General features: G+C 72.6%; 16 protein-coding genes. 12 read left to right on the top strand and 4 right to left on the bottom strand.

What is annotated here, in order from left to right; genetic code table 11:
- Positions 1–552: 552 nt before the first annotated feature.
- Together IE313_RS20280 and IE313_RS20275 are read right to left on the bottom strand one after the other, a co-directional pair.
- A complete protein-coding gene (locus tag IE313_RS20280) occupies positions 553–1,371 on the bottom strand; it encodes a DUF1028 domain-containing protein (protein ID WP_189934234.1) in 819 nt (272 codons plus the stop codon).
- Positions 1,372–1,504: 133 nt separating this feature from the next.
- Positions 1,505–2,890 (bottom strand): aminotransferase-like domain-containing protein, encoded by a 1,386-nt coding sequence (locus IE313_RS20275; RefSeq protein ID WP_189934232.1) that lies wholly within the window; start codon positions 2,888–2,890, stop codon positions 1,505–1,507.
- Between the two features lie 115 nt (positions 2,891–3,005).
- On the opposite strand from IE313_RS20275, the gene IE313_RS20270 reads away from it, so the two are divergent.
- The 3 genes from IE313_RS20270 to IE313_RS20260 all read left to right on the top strand — a co-directional run bounded on the left by IE313_RS20270 (position 3,006) and on the right by IE313_RS20260 (position 5,708).
- Positions 3,006–4,229, top strand: a complete 1,224-nt coding sequence (locus tag IE313_RS20270) for a Tm-1-like ATP-binding domain-containing protein (RefSeq protein ID WP_189934230.1) — start codon at positions 3,006–3,008, stop codon at positions 4,227–4,229.
- A 172-nt stretch (positions 4,230–4,401) separates the two neighbouring features.
- Positions 4,402–5,229, top strand: coding sequence for a phosphoenolpyruvate hydrolase family protein (locus tag IE313_RS20265; protein WP_189934228.1), 828 nt, complete (start codon positions 4,402–4,404; stop codon positions 5,227–5,229).
- Positions 5,230–5,273: 44 nt separating this feature from the next.
- A complete protein-coding gene (locus IE313_RS20260; RefSeq protein ID WP_189934226.1) occupies positions 5,274–5,708 on the top strand; it encodes a cupin domain-containing protein in 435 nt (144 codons plus the stop codon).
- A gap of 164 nt (positions 5,709–5,872) precedes the next feature.
- On the opposite strand, the gene IE313_RS20255 is transcribed toward IE313_RS20260, so the two are convergent.
- Positions 5,873–6,517, bottom strand: a complete 645-nt coding sequence (locus IE313_RS20255) for a DUF305 domain-containing protein (RefSeq protein WP_373317030.1) — start codon at positions 6,515–6,517, stop codon at positions 5,873–5,875.
- Between the two features lie 176 nt (positions 6,518–6,693).
- On the opposite strand from IE313_RS20255, the gene IE313_RS20250 reads away from it, so the two are divergent.
- The 9 genes from IE313_RS20250 (at position 6,694) to IE313_RS20210 (ending at position 19,552) form a co-directional block, all read left to right on the top strand.
- On the top strand, positions 6,694–8,187 hold the full coding sequence (locus tag IE313_RS20250; RefSeq protein ID WP_189934222.1) for an LVIVD repeat-containing protein: 1,494 nt from the start codon (positions 6,694–6,696) through the stop codon (positions 8,185–8,187).
- A gap of 534 nt (positions 8,188–8,721) precedes the next feature.
- Positions 8,722–11,619, top strand: a complete 2,898-nt coding sequence (locus tag IE313_RS20245) for an AfsR/SARP family transcriptional regulator (RefSeq protein WP_189934219.1) — start codon at positions 8,722–8,724, stop codon at positions 11,617–11,619.
- Between the two features lie 107 nt (positions 11,620–11,726).
- Positions 11,727–12,734: an isocyanide synthase family protein gene (locus tag IE313_RS20240; RefSeq protein ID WP_189934217.1), complete on the top strand. Its 1,008-nt coding sequence runs from the start codon at positions 11,727–11,729 to the stop codon at positions 12,732–12,734.
- A complete protein-coding gene (locus tag IE313_RS20235; protein WP_189934215.1) occupies positions 12,724–13,587 on the top strand; it encodes a TauD/TfdA dioxygenase family protein in 864 nt (287 codons plus the stop codon). Before IE313_RS20240 ends, IE313_RS20235 begins: the two co-directional genes overlap by 11 nt.
- Positions 13,584–15,170: a 4-hydroxyphenylacetate 3-hydroxylase family protein gene (locus tag IE313_RS20230; RefSeq protein ID WP_189934213.1), complete on the top strand. Its 1,587-nt coding sequence runs from the start codon at positions 13,584–13,586 to the stop codon at positions 15,168–15,170. Before IE313_RS20235 ends, IE313_RS20230 begins: the two co-directional genes overlap by 4 nt.
- A 32-nt stretch (positions 15,171–15,202) precedes the next feature.
- Positions 15,203–17,092 carry an asparagine synthase (glutamine-hydrolyzing) gene (asnB, locus tag IE313_RS20225; RefSeq protein ID WP_189934211.1) on the top strand — a complete coding sequence of 630 codons (1,890 nt, stop codon included), beginning with the start codon at positions 15,203–15,205 and terminating at the stop codon, positions 17,090–17,092.
- On the top strand, positions 17,092–18,090 hold the full coding sequence (locus IE313_RS20220) for a quinone oxidoreductase family protein (RefSeq protein ID WP_189934209.1): 999 nt from the start codon (positions 17,092–17,094) through the stop codon (positions 18,088–18,090). The genes asnB and IE313_RS20220 overlap by 1 nt, the downstream gene beginning before the upstream one ends.
- Before the next feature lie 34 nt (positions 18,091–18,124).
- The gene (locus IE313_RS20215) at positions 18,125–19,003 is read left to right on the top strand and encodes a DODA-type extradiol aromatic ring-opening family dioxygenase (RefSeq protein ID WP_189934207.1); all 879 of its coding nucleotides are present in this window, start codon (positions 18,125–18,127) and stop codon (positions 19,001–19,003) included.
- A gap of 42 nt (positions 19,004–19,045) precedes the next feature.
- The gene (locus IE313_RS20210) at positions 19,046–19,552 is read left to right on the top strand and encodes a flavin reductase family protein (RefSeq protein ID WP_229924800.1); all 507 of its coding nucleotides are present in this window, start codon (positions 19,046–19,048) and stop codon (positions 19,550–19,552) included.
- Between the two features lie 125 nt (positions 19,553–19,677).
- On the opposite strand, the gene IE313_RS20205 is transcribed toward IE313_RS20210, so the two are convergent.
- Complete coding sequence (locus IE313_RS20205) at positions 19,678–20,226, bottom strand: nitrobindin family protein (protein WP_189934205.1); 549 nt, start codon at positions 20,224–20,226, stop codon at positions 19,678–19,680.
- Between the last annotated feature and the right edge of the window lie 12 nt (positions 20,227–20,238).

Genomic DNA, 20,238 nt, shown 5'->3' with positions numbered 1-20,238 from the left:
AGCGTGTGCGGGCACGGTGTGTTCAGGTCATCAGTGGAAGGGACGTGTGCCGGCGTGCCCGAAGGACATGGCAACCGGTGTTTTCGGCGTCATCGTCGACGCGAAGAGGTGGTCCGAGGTGGGAGACGGCGCTCGCGCCTATGACACGGAGCGTGTCACCACCGCATGACGGTGGGAGCGGGAACGCCTGCAACCCGGGGCAGCAGTGCCGATCGGGGTACGGAACGGGGTGTGTTCCGCCGCCACTCCACCAGCACGTCTCCCCCGCACACATGTGACCGTCGACCGGACCACACGCGTGTCACCACGTCAACGCGGCGAGGCAGTCCCTTTTGGTGTTACCACGAACACCTCTTTGCCTGGAGATTACCTCACGGCCGGAGGTCAAGCCACGGTAAAGTGGTACCTCGTACGGGTGATTGGCGCATTACCGACTGCCGTGCGCCCAGGCGTACGCCCCGTGGACAGAGCAAAGCGGGGTGGGCCGCACCTCGCGCCGGCCGCGACACCGCTGACCTGGCATCAGCGGTAACGGACCCCTCTCGTCGCGCCTCACGCCTCCTCGCGGACGTCCCCGTTCCGCAGACTGGCCAGAACCACCGGGTCGATCTTGCCGGGAACCAGCCGGTTCTCCAGATTCTGCACACCGGCCCATGTCTCCAGCGAGACATGTCCACGCGCGGCCACCAGTCCCTCGACCTCCTTTTCCAGCTCACCCGTCAGATCGAGCAGGGCGTCCGGGTCGGGCGTGCCGAACAGCAGCTCGTGGACGTCCAGCAGGCGCCTCAGCTCGCCGACGGGGTCGGGGTGGTCGTCCACCCGGAGGTCGCAGGCAACGTCGCTGCCGCCGCCGTACCCGGCGCCCGGGGAGAGCACGTACAGCGCCGCGCTCTGGCGGCCGCGGCGGTCACCGCCCGCTGCGTCGCCGGCCGCCAGCGCGGCGGCCAGCCGCCGGTCGAGCGGCTGCTCCGGCGAGGACAGCCAGGCCCGCTCCATGGCCTCGACCACTTCCGGTCCGGTGAGGATGTTGCCCTGGACCGCGTAGCCGTCGCCGGCCCTTCCACCGGCCCACTCCAGACACTCTCCGCCGGTGAAGGTGGCTCCGGGGCCCTCCGGGCCGACGACCCCCAGTTGGCGGTGTGCGTGCTCCCGGTCCGCTGCCACGAGAGCCGCGACCACGTCCGCGGGCTGCACGCCCGTGCGCAGCAGCGCGAGCCCCTGGGGCCGGTAGCGCAGGTTGGCGGCCGCCTGGGTGGCCACCGCGCCGACGCCGGCCTCCGCCGCCGGCACCACGGCGCCGACCGCCAGGAACTTGCTCGCCACCGCCACACCGAAGGCCGGACCGGACCGTGCCACGATCGAGAACGTCATGGGCACCGACAGTAGAGCGGTCCGATCATCCGCACCAGCGGTCGCGGCCGACGACGCTCCCGGCCCCTCGCGCACGGGAGCGCCGACGGGATTCGCACGAGAGCGCCGACGGGATGCGGACGGGACGGGAACCCTACCCGGCGAGATCGGCGATGACCCTGGCCGCGCCGGCGAACCTGCCCTGCGGTTGCCACACGGGCAGCCGTACGAAGGTGCGGTGACCGCCGTGCGGGGAGAACGCGGGGCCGGCGGTGAGCCGGATGCCCCGCGCCAGGGCCCGTTGCGCGAGCACGACCGCGTCCCGGCCGGTGTCGGTCCAGATGCCCGACCCTCCGGCGGGGGTGTCCCAGCGCCACCCGGGCAGCACGGTGCGCAGGATCTCGCGGGTGTCCTCGAACTGCCGCAGGAGGAACGCGCGGCGCAGCTCCCGCTGCCGGTCCGCGTGCGGCAACAGGTGGAGCGCCGCCAGTTGGTCGGTGACCGGGCCGCCGAGGTCCACGCTGCCGCGCAGCTCCGCCAGCCGCCCGACGATCTCCCGGGGCCCGCGGACCCACCCGACCCGCAGCCCGCCCCAGAAGAGCTTCGACAGCGTTCCCACGATCAGCAGACGATCGGGGTCGGCCATCCTTTCGAGCCCCGGCAGCGGTTCCGACCGGAACCAGGCGAGGTCGGCCTGTGACTGGTCGTCGATCACGAGGGTGCCGTGCCTGGCCGCTGTCTCGGCGAGCTGCCTGCGCTGCGGCTGGGGCGTGTGGACGCCGGTCGGGTTGTGCAGCGCGGTCTGCACGTAGAGCAGGTCGGCGTCGGCGACCGCGGCCTGGAGCAGGTCCAGGTCGATGCCGGCCGGGGTGCACGGGACGCCCCGCACACGGCCGCCGGCGGCCGCCAGGGCCTCCAGCGCGCCCCGGTAGCTGGGCTCCTCGACGAGGGTCGACGTACCGGGCCCTGCGAGGGCGGTCGCGATCAGCCAGACGGCCTGCTGGGAACCGGCGGTGACCATCACCTGGTCCGCACGCGTGGGCAGGCCGCGCTCCGTGCACCGGGCGGCGAGCGCCGCCCGCAACTCCGCGAGCCCGGCGGGGTGGTAGCCCGTCCCCTGGAGGTGGTGTGCGCGCAACTGCCGGCCGACCTGCTGCATCACCCGGCCCACCAGTTCCGAACCCGGCAGCGCCCCGGAGGAGAGGTCGACGACGTCCCGTCCGCCGCCGAACGAGCTCAGCCGCCCCTCTGCCGGCCGGGCCGGGCCCGCCGCGCCGCGCACATAGGTGCCCGAGCCGCGCCGGGACGCCAGGCGGCCGCTCGCGGCCAGTTCCGTGTAGGCCCTGACCACCGTGCCCCTGGCCACCCCGAGCACGGCCGCCAGGTCGCGCTGGCCGGGCATGCGCCGCCCGGTGGGCAGGTACGAGCCGTCGATCAGCTCCGCGAGCGCGTCCCGCAGTGCCACGCCCACCGGTGCCCCGCTCCGGCGCCACGCGCCCAGCAGCCGGGCCACACGCTCGGTGTCCGCGTTCGTCCGCACCGCTCGCCCGCCCTTCGACCGTGGTCCACTCGGCCCCAAGTGGACCACGCGGGGTCCCCCCGCCACGCCGAGAATGCGAAGCACGAAGCGCGCGGAAGAGCAGGAGGCGGGAAGGATGGCCACGGTCGTTCTCATCGGCACGATGGACACCAAGGGCGAGGAGTACGCCTGGATCGCCGAGCGGGTACGCGCGCACGGGGCGGACACCGTCACGGTCGACGTCGGCCCGTTCTCGGCCTCGGACGCGGACGTCGGTCCCGCCGAGGTCGCCCGCGCGCGGGGCGCCGACCTCGCGGCCCTTCGCCGGGCGGACGACCGCGGCGCGGCCATGGAGGCGATGGCCGCCGGGGCCGAGGCGGTGGTCCTCGCGCTGCACGCCGAGGGCAGGCTCGACGCCGTGCTGGCCGTCGGCGGCTCCGGAGGTTCGTCGGTCGCCTCCCGCGCCATGCGCGCCCTGCCGGTCGGGGTCCCGAAACTGCTGGTCTCCACGATGGCCTCGGGCGATGTCTCGCCCTACGTCGGCGAGGCCGACGTGACGCTCATGCACTCGGTGGTCGACGTCGCCGGGATCAACTCGGTCTCGGCGCAGATCTTCGGCAACGCCGCCGCGGCGATCGCCGCGATGGCGGCGGAGCATGAGGCCCGCCGCACGGCTCCGGCCTGCGAGCGGCGACCGCTCGTCGGTCTGTCGATGTTCGGTCTGACCACCCCGGCCGTCGACGAGGCGAGGGCGGAGCTGGTGAGCCTCGGCTACGAACCACTCGTCTTCCACGCCACCGGTGCCGGCGGGCGCGCGCTGGAGAAACTCGCGCGTGACGGCCGTCTCGCCGGGGTGCTCGACCTAACCACCACCGAACTCGCCGACGACCTCGTCGGAGGTGTGCTGAGCGCGGGTCCGCACCGGCTGGAGGCGGCCGGCGAGCGGGGGATCCCGCAGGTGGTCTCGCTCGGCGCACTCGACATGGCCAACTTCGGCCCGCGCGAGACCGTGCCCGCCGGCTTCGCCGACCGGACCTTCGTGATCCACAACCCGACCGTCACGCTGATGCGCACCACGCCGCAGGAGAACGCCGAGCTCGGCCGGCGCATCGGCACGAAGCTGGCCCGGGCCCGCGGCCCGGTCACCGTGCTCCTCCCGCTGCGCGGTGTGAGCGGCATCGACAAGGAGGGCGGCCCGTTCCGGGACGCCGCGGCGGACGGTGAGCTCTTCGCCGCGCTGCACGGTGCCCTCTCCGGATCGCCGGCCCGGACCGTCGAGGTGGACGCGCACATCAACGACCCCGGATTCGGGCGCGATGCCGCACAACGCCTGCACCGGCTCATCACCTCGGCGCGCTGAGGCGGCGGCCGCGAGCGGGCGAGGCCGTGGGAGCGCGGCCAGGCTGGTACAGGCATCGGGGCCGGTGCGGCCGACCGGACCGGTGCGGCCGGGAAAGCCGGTGCGGCGGGCCTGGCCCGGCGGGGCCTCAGCAGCGGGCGCCCACACGGTGTGGGCGGAAGGGAAGGCGATCATGGACCGGAACACGGCACTCGAACGGCTCAGGGCGACGGTGGCGGCGGGACGCCCGGTCATCGGCGGCGGCGCGGGAACGGGCATCTCCGCCAAGTCGGCCGAGGCCGGCGGCATCGACCTGCTCATCGTCTACAACTCCGGCCGCTACCGGATGGCCGGCCGGGGATCGCTGGCGGGCCTGCTGGCCTACGGTGACGCGAACGCGATCGTGATGGAGATGGCCGACGAGGTGCTGCCCGTGGTCAAGGACACGCCCGTGCTCGCGGGCGTCAACGGGACGGACCCGTTCCGGGTGATGGGCCGCTTCCTCGACCAGGTCAGGGACGCCGGATTCGCCGGTGTGCAGAACTTCCCGACGGTCGGGCTGATCGACGGTGTCTTCCGGCAGAACCTGGAGGAGACCGGGATGGGCTTCGAGCTGGAGGTCGAGATGATCGCGGCGGCGCACGAGCGCGGGCTGCTCACCTCGCCGTACGTGTTCGACACCGCGCAGGCGACCGCCATGGCCGAGGCCGGCGCCGACGTCATCGTCCCGCACATGGGCCTGACCACCAAGGGCACCATCGGCGCGAGCACCGCCCTCTCGCTCGACGAGTGCGTCGCACGCGTCCAGGCCATGCGGGACGCCGCCGCCGCGGTCAACCCCGACATCCTGGTCCTGTGCCACGGCGGCCCCATCGCGGAGCCCGCGGACGCACAGCACGTGCTGGCGCGCACACGGGGGGTCGTGGGCTTCTTCGGCGCAAGCTCGATCGAGCGCCTGCCCACCGAAGTGGGCATCCGCCGGCAGACCGAGGCATTCAAGTCCATCACCTTCCAGCCCTGAGCGTGCACGGCCGAAGGGCTCACACAGGCGTGAGGAGACCAGACATGAGCGAGCGCGAGACGCGGGTGCACACCGTGCAGTCGCGGCTGCCGACCGAGGTGTTCGACTGGGGCAGCATCAAGTGGGGGGTGAGCGCGGACCTCTTCGCGGGCGCGCCCTTGACCGCGGGCGAGGTGACGGTCAACCCCGCCAGGGGGCACGACCTCCACACCCACCCGTACTCCGACGAGGTCCTGTACTTCATCGACGGGGAGGGCGTCCAGACCGTGGGGGACTCGGGCGAGTTCCCGGTGCGGGCCGGGGACTTCGTGTTCGTGCCGAAGGGAACGGTGCACTCCACCTTCAACACCGGCTGGCGGCAGTTGAGGATCATCGCGGTGTACTCGCCGGGCGGCGCTGAGCAGGCTCTGCGCGAGGCACCCGACCACACCGTGCTCGCCCCTGGCATCCCCCCTGTCTGGGAGCGGGCCGGCTCCTGACGAAGCACCGCTGCCCGGTCCGGGCGGGCCCTTCCGGGCCCGTCCGGGCGGTGGGACGTCCGGGGCGGGCGGGTCGGAGGCCGCCCGCTCACGGCCTGGGGCACGCGCGTGGGAGGAGGAGGGCGCCGGTCTCGACACGGGCGGGTGAGTGGGCCGCCCCCGCGTCACAACGCGCGCATCCTGCTCATCTCGCGGGTCTGCTGCGCGATCAGATCGGTGGCCATCTCCGCGATCCGCACGTTCCTGCCCCGGGACAGGACGTCGGTGGCCATCGTGACCGCGCCCTGGTGGTGGGTGATCATCAGCTTGAGGAAGAGGTCGTCGAACGCCTCTCCCCGCGCGTCCTCGAGCCGTTCGAGTTGGGCCTCGGTGGCCATCCCGGGCATGTCCATGTGCATATGGCCGCCCGTGCTCCCGGATGCGCCATTGCTTTCCAGCCAGCCCTGCATCGCCTCGATCTCGGGCTGCTGGGAGGCCGCTATGCGCCGGGCGATCCTCTCGACCGCGTCCGAGTGCGCGTGTTCCCCGGCGAGCCGGGTCATCCTCAGTGCCTGGCGGTGGTGCACGATCATCATCTCGGCGTACGCCAGGTCGGCGCTGTTCGGCCTGTTGTCAGGGACCGCCTTCGCCGCCTGCTCGGGAGAGAGCCTCTTCGCCGGCTCACCCGGCTTCCCCGGCGCCACCACGGTACCCGCCGTCCCGTGCTCCTTCGCGCCGGTCCCCCGGGCTCCGGAGTCGCAGCCGGCGGTGAGCAGCAGGGCGGCAAGGAGCGCCGCACCGACGGCATGCGGACGTCTGCTCGGGATCAACACGGCGGCCTCCTGCGGCACGTGGCGCGGTGAGCGGCACGGCAGGACACTTCCCCGCCGGACGGGGCGAAGTCCCCCAACGTGACTCTCCTGCCATCTATTGAGATGTACATGTAAGGACGATACTGCCAGCAGCATGACCTCGTTCGGTCCTGAACGGACACAAGGAGGACGAAGTGATCCCGTACACCATCCGAACGCGGCACAGACGCCTGGGAGTGGCCGCGGCCGCCACCGGGCTCCTCGTGACGCTGCTCGCGGCCGGGCCCGCGCTCGCCACACCCGACCCCGGCGACGCCGGGACACGGCACGACGTCTCCGCCGCGCAGGCCGCCGAAGCCGAGACGGCCATCCGGGACGGCGAGATACCCGCTGTGGACGAGGTCGTCCACAGCTCCAACATCACGCATCTGACCAACATCCCCAAGGATGCGCTGACCGACTACAACACCGACCTCGCCTTCCAGGGCACCTACGCCTTCGCCGGCAACTACAGCGGTTTCCGGATCTTCGACATCAGCCACCCGGAGTCCCCGAAGACCGTCGCCCAGGTCCTGTGCCCGGGCTCGCAGAACGACGTCTCCGTCTCCGGTGACCTGCTCTTCCTGTCCACGGACTCCTCGCGCAGCGACAACTCCTGCAACAGCACCTCCCAGCCGGCGACGGAGAAGTCGTCCTGGGAGGGCATGAAGATCTTCGACATCAGCGACAAGCGCAACCCGCGCTACGTCGCGGCCGTCGAGACGTCCTGCGGCTCCCACACCCACACGCTGGTCCCCGAGCGCGACGACGTGTACATCTACGTGTCCTCGTACTCGCCCAGCGCGGCGTTCCCCGACTGCCAGCCCCCGCACGACGGCATCTCCGTCATCAAGGTGCCGCGCAAGGCCCCTGCCCAGGCGGCGGTCGTCGACTTCCCCGTGCTCTTCCCGGACGGCGGCAACCCCGGCGCCCCCACGAACCCGGGGGTCGCCAAGACGACCGGGTGCCATGACATCACGGTGCTGCCCTCCGAGGACCTCGCGGCCGGCGCCTGCATGGGCGACGGCATCCTGTTCGACATCAGGAACCCGGCGGCGCCCAGGGTGATCGACCGGGTCGAGGACAACGTCAACTTCTCCTTCTGGCACTCGGCCACCTTCAACCAGAAGGCGGACAAGGTCGTGTTCACCGACGAACTGGGCGGTGGCGGGGCGGCGACCTGCAACACGGCGATCGGCCCGGACCGCGGTGCCGACGGCATCTACGACATCGTCGGCAAGGGCGACGGGCGCAGGCTCGTCTTCCGCGGCTACTACAAGATCCCCCGCCACCAGGCGGACACCGAGAACTGCGTCGCGCACAACGGCTCGCTGATCCCGGTCAAGGGCCGCGACCTCATGGTCCAGGCCTGGTACCAGGGCGGTGTCTCGGTATGGGACTTCACCGACTCCACCAAGCCCAAGGAGATCGGCTACTTCGAGCGCGGTCCGCTCTCGACGGACACCCTCACCCTCGGCGGCTCCTGGTCCGCCTACTACTACAACGGCTACATCTACTCCAACGACATCGCCAAGGGCTTCGACGTGCTGAAGCTCGACGACCGGCGGACCGACCCGGCGAAGCGGATACACCTGGGCGAACTGAACGTCCAGACGCAGCCCGACTACTTCTCCGGCACCCGCCGCTGACCACGCGCGCGTGCACCGGGTGGCGTTCGGCGGCTGCGGCTGCCGGGCGCCACCGTCGCGTGCACAACGGCCGGGCCCGGCACGGACACCTGCCGCGTTCGGTCGGGCGTCTTGTCGGGCAGGCCCGTCAAGAGCGCGTACGCCCACACCACAGACGCCTGCGGGAAGACGGTCCACACCTGCACGGCACCTTCGGGGCGGCTTCGCCGAACGTGTGAACAGCTCTCGGCTCCCCATGGACCCGCCGCCGATATCCGTTCGGCCCCGGCGCCGAGCGCCCCGGTACGCGGGAGCGCCAGGCCGCGCCCCCGGTGGGGCGCTCCTCCGTGTCGCCCGGGCCCGGCCCTTGACCCGCTCCCATGCGCTCGGGCGCCCGTGACCCCCCGATCAGGCTTCCGCCGGTGCCGCCACGACCACCTGCGCGTCAAACTGTGTGCTTCGCCGCGGCGAAAGGCCCGCCCCTGCGGGAAATGCTCCCCCGCCAGGGACGGAGGGGTTGTCGCAGTGGAGCTGTGCCGTGTGGAATTCAGGACCTTGGGACGTGTCGAGGCCATCGGCGCCGACGGGACGATCCCGCTCGGCGGACCCAAGCCGCGCACCGTCGTGGCAGCCCTCGTGCTGAGAGCGAACGCCCCCGTCACCATGGAGCAGCTCTGCGACATGCTGTGGGCCGGCAGCCCGCCCGCCTCCGCCTACGCGAACGTGCGCAGTTACGCGGCTCGGCTGCGCCAGGTGCTCAACGCGGCCTCCGGAGGTGACCGGCTCAGCCACGGCCATCGGGGGTACACCCTGCGGGTGCAGCCGGGCGAGCTGGATCTGTGGCGGTTCGACGAGCTGGTGGCGCGGGGCCGGGCGGCCATGGCCCACGGCGATCACGGGGCCGCGGCCGAACGGCTGCGCGCCGCTCTGGGCCTGTGGCGAGGTGGCGCCTTCGACGGCCTGGAGCATCACGACACGCTGTACACGGAGGCGTCGAGGTTGGAGGAGACCAGGCTCTCCGTCCTGGAGGACTACGCCGCGGTCCGCCTGGCCCTGGGCGAACACGAGGACGTGGTGCCCGCGCTGAAGGCGCAGACGGCGGCCCACCCGCTGCGCGAGCGGCTGTGGGTGCTGCTGATGACCGCCCAGTACCAGTGCGGGCGGCCGGGGGACGCGCTGCGCTCCTACGCGCTGGCCCGTCGCACACTCCGCGACGAACTCGGGCTCGACCCCGGAGCGGAACTGCGGCAGGTGCACCGGGCCGTCCTCGCGCGCGATCTGCCCCCGTACGTCCCTTCGTCCGCCGGCCCGGCCGCCGAACGGCGCTCCGCTGGTGTGTGGCCGGTCTGTCAGTTACCCACCGCGACGGCGGACTTCGTGGGACGAGAGCGGTTACTCGCCCTCGCGGCCACGCTGCTGGTCCCCTCGAACACCGAAGGCTCACCGCCCGTGGTGCCGACGGTGATCCTCACCGGCCTGCCGGGGATGGGCAAGACCGTCGCGGCCACCCACATCGCCCACCGGCTCCGCGGCACCTTCCCCGACGGACAGCTCTACGTCCAGTTCGACGGCACCCGTGAAGAGGGCCGCGCCTCCGCCGCCGTCCTCGCGGATCTGCTGCTCAGCATCGGGGTGCCGGGATCGGCGATCCCCGAGGGCGAATCCCAGCGCGCCGCGTTGTTCCGGTCCAGGCTCGCGGGCCGCCGGGTGCTGGTCGTGCTGGACAACGCCCGGGACCCGTCCCAGATCCGGCCCCTGCTGCCCGGGGGTGACGGCTGCGCCGTCCTGATCACCAGTCGGGCACGCCTCACCGCGGTGCCGGGCGCACACCTGCTCGACGTGGAACCGCTGAACGACACCGACGGACACGCCCTGCTGAGCAGCATCGCGGGCGCCGGGCGCCTGGCGGCCGAGCCCGAGGCGACCGAGCACCTGCTGGCGGACTGCGCGGGCCTCCCCCTGGCACTCAGGGTGGCCGGTGCCCGGCTCGCCGGGAACCCGCACCGACCGGTGCGCTGGCTGGCCGACCGGCTGGCCGACGAGCAGCGCCGCCTGGGCGAGCTGCACGCCGACGACCTGGCCGTGCGCGCCTGTGTCGGCACCGCCTACCACGGGCTGGCCCCGGACTCCGCCCGGCTGTTCCGCGCGCTCGGCCTGCTGCCCGTCAGCGAGTTCCCCCACTGGGCCCCCGCGGCGCTGATGTCCCGCGCGGCCGGACAGGAGGAACCGGACGACTGGACGAACGACGTCCTCGACACCCTCGTGCACGCCAATCTCGTCCAGGCCGACCTCATCGACCCCGCGGGCCGGCCGCGCTACCGCATGCACGATCTGCTACGCGCCTACGCCGCGGAACGCGCCGCCGCGGAGGAGCCCCCGGCGCGGCAGCGGGAGACGGTCGCACGCGTCCTGGACGGCTGGCTGCACCGCATCCGCCGTGCGGGAGGGCAACTGGTCCGGGGGGCGGCGGAGGCGGACATCGCCTGGCTGGAGCACGAACGCAGCGGCCTCGTGGCCACCGTCGAGTTCGCCGCCCGGGCCGGTCACGGCGAACGGGCGAGCGATCTCGCCTCCGCCATGGACGACATATGCCACCTGTGCAACTGGTGGGATGACTGGGAGCGCATGGCGCGGGCGGCGCTCCACCGGGCGACGGCCGACGGCGATCGCAGACGCATCGCCATGGCGCAGGGCTCACTGGCCCGTGCCGGTGCCGGACGCGGCAGGGCGGCGGAGGCGCTGCGCTGGTTCACGTCCGCCATCGAAGTGTCGGACGCGCTGGGAGAGCGGCGTCAGGCCGCCTACCTCCGCGTCTACTGCAGCTTCGCGACCGCGGACCGGGGCAGGGCCGAGGCGGCCCGCGCCGACGCGGCCGCGGCCGTGTCCGTGCTGAGCGCGCTGGGTGACCTGCGCGGAACGGTACTGGCGCTGCGCAGTCTGGGATCCGCGCTCATCAGCGGGCACCGCGAGGCCGAGGCGGAGCAGGTCCTCAGGAGAGCACTGGAGGCGGCGGAGCGGTTGGGCGAGCCGCTCGCTCTCGCCGATGTCCTGCAGGCACTGGCCGTCGCCGAGTTGGCGCTCGGCCGCTACGGGGCGGCAGCCGGCCATCTGAGCCGGTCACTTCCCCACTACCGCGGGGTTCGGCACCGACCCGGCGAGGCGTACGCGCTCACGACCATCGGACGGTTACGACTCGCCCAGGGGCCGGGCAGTCCGGAGCGGGCCGCTGCGGCGCTCGGCCCGCTGGCGCAGGCCTCGAAGATGTTCGCGGAACTCGGCGAGGTCCGCGGCGAGGCGGTCACCGCCTTCCTGCTGGGCCGCGCGTACGCCGCTCTCGACGGTCGGGAGCGGGCGCTGGGGCGCTTCAACGCGGCCCTGACCGCGTTCCGGGCGCTGCGCATGCCCGACTGGGAGAAGCGCACCCGGCGCGAACTGGCCGACCTCGGTTGCTGACCGGTCGGGACCGCCCGAACCACCGTGCCGTACCGCGCCACGAGGGCTTTGTGCGTTTCATGTGCGCCCGGTGCCGAGAGTGGAGGAAATCCACGACAGGAGGCCCTGTGCACGAAACAGCCATGCTCGACACCGAACTGGCCGCCATCGAGGTGATCCGCGAGGTGCTGGTCCTCCAGCGCAGGCTGCGCGACGGCGGCTGCGCCGGCCGGGTCTGCCTGCGGTGCGTACGACACCACCGCGACGCGGTCGCGACGGCCATGGCACACGGCCGGCCGATCGACTTCCTGCTCCCGGCCTTCCCCACCAAGTCCCCCAACCCGGCCAAGGTCCTCGGGCCACTGCCCGACCTGGCCGAGGAACTCGCGCTGCGGTTCCTGGAGTCGCTCTGCGAGCGCATCGCGGAGGTCTACCCGCCCGGTGCCCGCATCCGCGTATGCTCCGACGGACGGGTCTTCAACGACCTGATCGGGGTGGGCGACGACAACGTCACCCGCTACGTCCACGAGCTGAACCGCATGATCGCCCGGATCGGCGCCGTCCACCTGTCCCAGTTCACCCTGGACGACGTCTATCCGGGCGCCGACCACGCGCGGATGCGCGCCGAGCTCACGGCCGGCCGCGGGCCGCACACGGACGCGCTGCGGGCCGAGGTGCGCCGGGGCGGCGACCTGGTCCACATGTACCGGGGCATCACCCGGTTCATGCTGGAGGACCTGTCCGTCCCCGGACACACCGGCAGCCGCTCGGCCCTGCAGCGCCGAAGCCGCGAGCTGGCCTACGGCGTCATCGCCCGCAGCCGCGCCTGGGACGAGCTGCTGGCCGAGCTGTTCCCGGACGCCGTCCGCCTCTCGATCCACCCGCAGCCGTGCAGCACGCGGAAGATCGGACTGCTGCTCGCCGACACTCCCGACGTCTGGCTCACGCCCTGGCACAGCGCCGCCGTCGACACCGGCGACGGACGCTTCACGCTGATGAAACGAGCCGAGGCCGAGGCCGCGGGAGCCCGGCTGGTGACGGTCCGCGGCCGCCCCAGCCACTTAGTGCTCGCTCGGCCCCGCACCGCCGCCCCCGTACCCGCCCCGGCGACTGGAGTCCTCCGCCATGCCCGTTGACCACGACCTGCTCGGCGATCCGCGTCTGGCGGTCACCGCCCTCGAACCCTTCGGGGTGGCCGTCCACGCTCCCGACCCCGGCCGTCCACTGGCCGAGCTCCCCGTCCCGCCGCTGCGCGACCTGGTACGCGAACACCGTCTGCTGCTGCTGCGCGGCTTCGCGGCGTTCGCCGAGCCGGCCGGACTCTCCGCCTACGCCGAGCGCTGGGGGGAGCCCGCCAGGTGGCCGTTCGGCACCGTGCTGGAACTCGTCCAGCAGGAGGACCCGGCCGACCACATCTTCGACCACAGCCATATGCCGATGCACTGGGACGGCATGTACCGGGAGCACATACCCGAGTTCCAGATCTTCCAGTGCGTGCACGCGCCCGGCGCGGACCACGCGGGCGAGACCACGTTCTGCGACACCCCGGCGGTGCTCGCCGACGCCGATCCGGCCACGCGCCGCCTGTGGTCCCGTGCCACCGGCACGTACCACCGGGAAATGGAGTACTACAACAGCACGACCGTCTCCCCCGTGGTGACGGCCCACCCGGTCAACGGCACGCCGGTGATCCGCTACCACGAGCCCACCGCCGAGGCCGGCGAGGACTTCGTCAACCATCCCGACCTGGAGTTCTCCGGTCTCGCCGACGAGGCGGAACTGGCCGAACTGCACCGCAGCCTGCGCTCCGCCCTCTACGACCCCGCCCATCTCTACGCACACGTCTGGCGGACCGGTGACCTGGTGGTGGCCGACAACTACACGCTGCTGCACGGCCGCAACGCGTTCACCAGCGGTGCACCGCGGCACCTGCGCCGTGTGCAGGTCCTCGGCAACCCGCCGCTGGCCAACCCGGGGCTGGTCCGATGACGCGCCCGCGGACGGACACCGGCGCCCTGACGGCCGGATGCGGCGCCCTGACGGCCGGACCGGGCGCCCCGGCGACCGGGACCAACTCCCTGATGACCGGCGAGGAGTACCTGGAGAGCCTGCGCGACGGCCGCTCGGTCCACGTGGACGGTGAACGGGTCGAGGACGTGACCAGGCACCCGGCGTTCCGCAACGCGGCCCGCTCCATCGCCCGGCTCTACGACGCCCTGCACGACCCCGCTACCGCCGACGTGCTCACCGGCGTGGACCCGGACCTCGGCATCCGCACCCACCGCTTCTTCAAGCCGAGCCGTTCCGCAGCCGAACTCGTCCAGGCCAGGGAGGCGATCGCCACCTGGGCGCGGATGAGCTACGGCTTCCTGGGCCGCACCCCCGAGTACAAGGCCGCCTTCATGGCAGGGCTCGGCGTCGGCGCGGACTACTACGGCCCGTTCGCCGCCAACGCCGGCGCCTGGTACCGGAGGTTCGCGAGCAAGGCGCTGCACCTCAACCACGTCATCATCAACCCGCCGATCGACCGCAAGCGCGCCGTCCACGACATGGAGGACGTCTTCGTGCACGCGGTGCGGGAGACGGACGCCGGGGTGGTGGTCAGCGGGGCGAAGATGCTGGCCACCGGCTCAGCGCTGACCAACGCCGGTTTCGTCGCGCCGGTCGGCTCGGCCCGGCTGGAGAAGGGCAAGGCGGAGCGTTTCGCCCTCGTCTTCTTCGTCCGGATGGACAACCCCGGCGTGCGGCTCGTCTGCCGCACCCCGTACGAGCGGCGCGCCGGAAGCCCCTTCGACCATCCCCTCAGCAGCCGGTTCGACGAGAACGACAGCGTGCTGCTGCTGGACGAGGCCCTGATTCCCTGGGAGGACGTGCTCGTCCACCGCGACATCGAGCGGGCCACCGGCTTCTACGCCAGGTCCGGCTTCCCCCAGCTCTACAACTTCCAGTCGGGGATCCGGCTGGGCGTCAAGCTGGAGCTGATGGCCGGGCTCCTCTCCCGGGCCGCCAGGGCGAACGGCACCGACGTGTTCCGCGGTGTCCAGGCGGGTCTCGGCGAACTCGTCACCCTGCGGGACCTGGTGTGGGCGCTCACCTCCGCCATGGCCCACGACACCGAACCCGGCCCCGGCGGCACCGTCCTGCCGCGTCTGGAGCACGCCTCGTCGATGCGCATGGCCAACGCCCATGTCTGGAGCCGGGTGCACGAGCTCTTCGAGACCCTGCTCGGGGGCTCGCCGCTGGTCGTCCCCTCCAGCGTCCGCGACCTCGCCGACCCCGAACTGCGTCCGCTCATCGACCGCTACTACCGGGGCTCCGACTCGTCCGCACTGGAGCGGATCAAGCTCTTCAAGCTGGTCTGGGATGCCATCGGCACCGAGTTCGGGGCGCGCCACGAGCTGTACGAGCGCAACTACTCCGGCAACGGCGAGCAGGTCCGGCTGGACGCCCTGCGCTGGGCCACCGGCCGCGGCAGCCTCGACCGCTACGAGGCGCTGGTCCAGGAGTGCCTGGACGACTACGACACCGACGGCTGGCGGCGGGGCCCCTGGCTCGCGCCGGAACAGGACTGAGACACCGACCACGAACGAGAAAGGAGCGGACCATGTGCGGCATCACCGGCTGGGTCGACTTCTCCCGCGACCTGAGCGCCGAGGCCGGCACGCTCGACGCCATGGTGCGGACCCTGATCCGCCGCGGCCCCGACGCCGGCGGCGGCTGGCTGGACACCCATGCGGCGCTCGGCCACCGGCGGCTGGCGATCATCGACCTGGAGCACGGCGCCCAGCCCATGGCCAGCCCGGAGCGCGGCCCGCGCGGCGACCTGCCGCGGGCCGTGATCTCCTACGGCGGCGAGATCTACAACTACCGGGAACTGCGCGGCGAACTCGCCCTGTACGGACACCGGTTCAGCACGGCCGGCGACACCGAGGTGGCGCTGCGCGCCTACCTCCAGTGGGGTGCCGACTTCGTGCACCGTCTCAACGGCATGTACTCCATCGCGATCTGGGACACCGCCCGCGAGGAACTGCTCCTCGTCCGCGACCGCATCGGCGTCAAACCCCTCTACTACCACCCGACCCCGCAGGGTGTGCTCTTCGGCTCGGAACCCAAGGCCATCCTGGCGAACCCCCTGGTCACGCCGAGTGCCGGCGCCGAGGAGCTGTGCGACGCACTGCTCTTCCTGCGCACCCCCGGCCGCGTGCCGTTCCGCGGCATGCGCGAACTCAAACCCGGCCATCTGCTGACGGTGGGCCGCGGCGGCCTGCGCGAGGAGCGGTACTGGGCCCTGGAGGCCCGCCCGCACACCGACGACCTGCCCACCACCACCGCCACCGTCCGGGAGCTGCTGGACGACATCGTGCCCCGGCAGATGATCGCGGACGTCCCCCTGGTCTCACTGCTCTCCGGTGGTCTGGACTCCAGTACGGTGACCGCCCTGGCGCAGCGTACCCGTGCCGCCGGGGGCGGGCGGATCTCCACCTTCGCCGTCGACTTCACCGGCCACAGCGAGAACTTCCGGGGCGATGCCATCCGCCCCACCCCGGACGGCCCCTACGCCCGCGCGGTCGCCGAGCACGTCGGCAGCGACCACCGCACGATCACCCTGGACCGCTCCCGGCTGCTCGACCCGGCCGTGCGCAGGACCGTGCTGGCGGCCTGGGACCTGCCGTTCAACTTCGCCGACCTGGACGTCTCGCTGCACCAGCTCTTCGGCGCCGTCCGCGAGCACGCCCCCGTGGCGCTCTCGGGCGAGGGCGCCGACGAGGTCTTCGGCGGCTACCTCTGGTTCTCCGACCCCGGGGCACGGGCCGCGGAGACCTTTCCCTGGCTGAAGCTCGGCGCCCACCGCGGCCTCGATCCCCGGGCGCTGTTCCGTCCCGGGTTCGTGGAGGGAATCGACCTCGCCACGTACCAGGCCGACCTCTACCGGAGCGCGCTGGCCGAGGTGCCCCGTCTCGACGGCGAGGGCCCCGAGGAGCGGCGCACCCGTGAACTCGGCTATCTCACGCTCACCCGGTGGCTGCCCATCCTGCTCGACAAGAAGGACCGGATGGGCATGGCGAACGGCCTGGAAGGGCGGGTTCCGTTCTGCGACCACCGTCTCGTCGAGTACCTCTTCAACGTCCCCTGGGGCATGAAGACCGTCACCGGCCAGGAAAAGGGCCTGCTCCGCGAGGCCGTCGCCGATCTGCTGCCGCAGTCCGTGCTGCGCCGCACCAAGGCGGCCTACCCCTCCATCCAGGACCCCGCCTACGACCGCGCCCTCATCGGGGACCTCACCGCCGAGGCCCTCGGCGACGACACCCCGCTCGCCGACTACCTGGACCCGGTCGCGGTGCGCCGGCTCACCGACCGGACGACGTCCGACAGCCTCTCCGAGTTCCAGCGCATCCTCCTGGAGTCCACCGTCCGCCTCGGCGCGTGGCTCCGCGCCTACCGGGTGGATCTCGACCTGGACACCGACCGCCTCAGCCTGCAAGGAGTGAACTGATGACCACGCAGACCGCCGCCCTCGTCCCCGCGATAGAGATCCGGGAGACCGGCGGACCCGACGTCCTGCTGCCCGTCGACAGGCCCGCCCCCGGCGAGCCCGGGGAAGGCCGGATCCTGGTGGCGCTCGCCGCCGCGGGGGTCAACTTCATCGACATCTACCGCCGCGAGGGCCGCTATCCGCTGTCCCTGCCCGCCGTGCCCGGGGAGGAGGGCTCCGGCACGGTGCTGGCCGTCGGTCCCGGCATCACCCGGTTCGCGGTGGGCGACCGGGTCGCCTGGACCACGGTCCCCGGCAGCTACGCGGGACAGGTCCTCGTCCCCGAGGAGAAGGCCGTCGTCGTCCCCGACGGCATCGACCTGCACACCGCCGCCGCCGCACTCGTCCAGGGCATGACGGCCCACTACCTGGTCAACGACTCCTACCGGGCCCGGGAGGGCGAGACGGTGCTGGTGCACGCCGCCGCGGGCGGCGTGGGGCTGCTCCTCACCCAGTTGCTCAAGCGACGCGGAGTGCGTGTGATCGGCACGGTCTCCACCGACGAGAAGGAAAGCCTGGCGACGGCCAACGGCGTGGACGAGGTCATCCGCTACGACCGCCGCCCGGACGTCGCGGCCGAGGTCCGGCGGCTGACCGGCGACGAGGGCGTGCACGCGGCGTACGACGGTGTCGGCGCCGCCACCTTCGACGCCAGTCTGGACAGCCTGCGCCGCCGGGGCACGCTGGTCCTCTTCGGCGGCGCCAGCGGCCCCGTGCCGCCCGTCGACGTGATGCGGCTGCTGTGGGGCGGATCGCTGACCGTCACCCGCCCCTACCTCGAGCACTTCCGGGCCACCGTCGAGGAGTTCACCTGGCGCGCCGGTGAGGTCTTCGCCGGGATCGCCGACGGCACCCTGCGCATCACCGTCGGCGGCACGTACCCGCTCGCCCGTGCCCGCGACGCGCACGCCGACCTCGCCGCCCGCCGCACCACCGGCAAGCTGCTCCTCGTCCCGTGACCCGGCCCCTCCCCGGCAGAAAGGCGAACCGCCCATGGGCGCCATCACCGGCGCGGGACTGCTCTCCCACGCCCCCGTCATCATGTTCCCCGAGCCCCTGCGCGTCGAGGCCAACGGCGGCCGCGACTTCACCCTCGTCACCGGCCTCGCCCGGTTGCGCCGCGAGGTGGTCGACACGGCCGGCCACGACGCCGTGATCGTGCTCGACACCCACTGGGCCACCACCACCGAGACGATCATCACCGCCCATGCCGACCGCTCGGGGCACTTCACGTCCGACGAGATGCCCAGCGAACTCAGCCGGATTCCGTACGCCATCCCCGGAGACCCGGAACTGGCCCACGCCGTGGCGTCGACAGGGCGGAAGGACTCGCTCTGGCTGACCGCCAACGACGACCCCCACCTCCCCCTGCACTACGCCACCCTCAACCTCTGGAGCCACCTCGGCCGCTCCGGCGTGCCGTGGCTCTCGGTATCGGTCTGCCAGACCGCGACCACCGAGGACTTCCTGCGCGTCGGTAAGGCCCTCGCCGAGGCCGTCGCCGGCCTCGCCCGGAACGTCCTGCTGATCGCCTCCGGCGGCCTGTCGCACAGGTTCTGGCCCCTGTCCGAACTCCGCGAACGGATGGCCGGGAAGCCGTCGAACATCCTGACCGCCGAGGCCCGGGCCGCCGACGAGCAGCGTATCGCCTGGCTGGAAGCAGGCCGCCACGACCAGGTCATCACCACGATGCCGGAGTACCACAGGCACGCCCCCGAGGGCCGCTTCGGCCACTACCTGATGCTCGCGGGCGCCCTCGGCGGCTCGCGGTGCACCGCCCCTGCCCGCCGCTACGGCGACTACGAGAGCGCCATCGGCACCGGCCAGGTGCACCTCTGGTTCGACCGCCCCGCCGAGGGCTGGACCGGCTGAGATGGAACACCATCCGTTCCCGTGCCACGACAAGGAGACACGGTGGCGATCGATCCACAGCAACTCCGCGCCTGCCTCGGCCACTTCGCCACCGGCGTCACCGTCGTCGGTTGCGCGGTGGGCGGGACGCTCCACGGTGCCACTGTCAACGCCTTCACCTCCGTCTCGTTGAACCCGCCGCTCGTCCTGGTCTGCCTCGACCGGGCATCGAAGGCCGCCCGTCTGCTGCCCGGCCGCCCGTTCACGGTCAACGTGCTGTCCGAGGAGCAGCGTGACCTCGCGCTCCGGTTCGCGGGAAGGCTGGGGGCCGCCGCGCCTCCTCCCCCGTGGCAGCCCGCGCCCGGGGGCCTGGCCCCCGCCCTGAGCGGCTCGCTTGCGACCCTCTTCTGCTCGCCGTGGGCCGACCACGACGGCGGCGACCACCTCGTGTTCCTGGGGCGCGTCGAACATGCCGCCCGGCGGCCCGACGCCCAGCCGCTGCTCTTCTATCGCGGTGCCTTCAACTCCGTGCTCGACCGTGGGCCCGCACGGATCGACACGTCCGCCTGAAAGGAGTCCATGACCCGGCCGGGGCCCTGTGGGGGTGGTGGCGGCCACCACCCCCACAGGGCCCGCGCGCTCGGCCCGCCGCGGGAGGCGCCGATCGCCCCGCCCGGCCACCGCGGCGGCGCGGCCTAGCTTGCGCCCCCGCGGTGGAGACGTGCCGACAGGTGGTGCTGCAGAGGCTGGCCGACCGCGGCGAGGTCGTGGACGAAGTCGAGCATGTCCCCGTCCGTCAGGGTGTAACGGCGGCGGGTGGCGTTGACCTCCTTGGCGGTGGGAGCGAGGGCGACCTGATCGGTGGTGAGGTCGACCGCATTGCCGCCCGCGCGGCCGGTGGAGATCTCCGCGATACCGGTGGGCTGGGTGATCAACGCCTCAAGGCGCCCGTCGGGCTGCAACCGCCACCAGCCGCTCTCGCGGGCCGACGGCCGCAGCGGGGTGCCGTCCTCGTCGAGCAGCCAGGCACGCGCCTCGTACTGCAGGAAGGGGCGTCCGTCATGACGGAAGGTGACCTCCTGCGCGTAGGTGAAACCCTCGTCGAGCGTCGGGTACTCGCCGCGGCCCCGGCCGACCCAGGTGCCCAGGAACCCGATCACCGGCGCGAGCAGTGCGTGCGGTGCAGGTGCCTCCTCCGGGCGGAGGGCGTCGGGGTAGGGGTGCTTCCGGACGGGATCCAACATCGCGTGCCCTCC

It is taken from the genome of Streptomyces sulfonofaciens (genome assembly GCF_014656295.1).
Classification (GTDB): domain Bacteria; phylum Actinomycetota; class Actinomycetes; order Streptomycetales; family Streptomycetaceae; genus Streptomyces; species Streptomyces sulfonofaciens.
The sequence above is the reverse complement of the archived record's forward strand: the minus strand, read 5'-3'. Positions and strand labels throughout refer to the sequence as shown.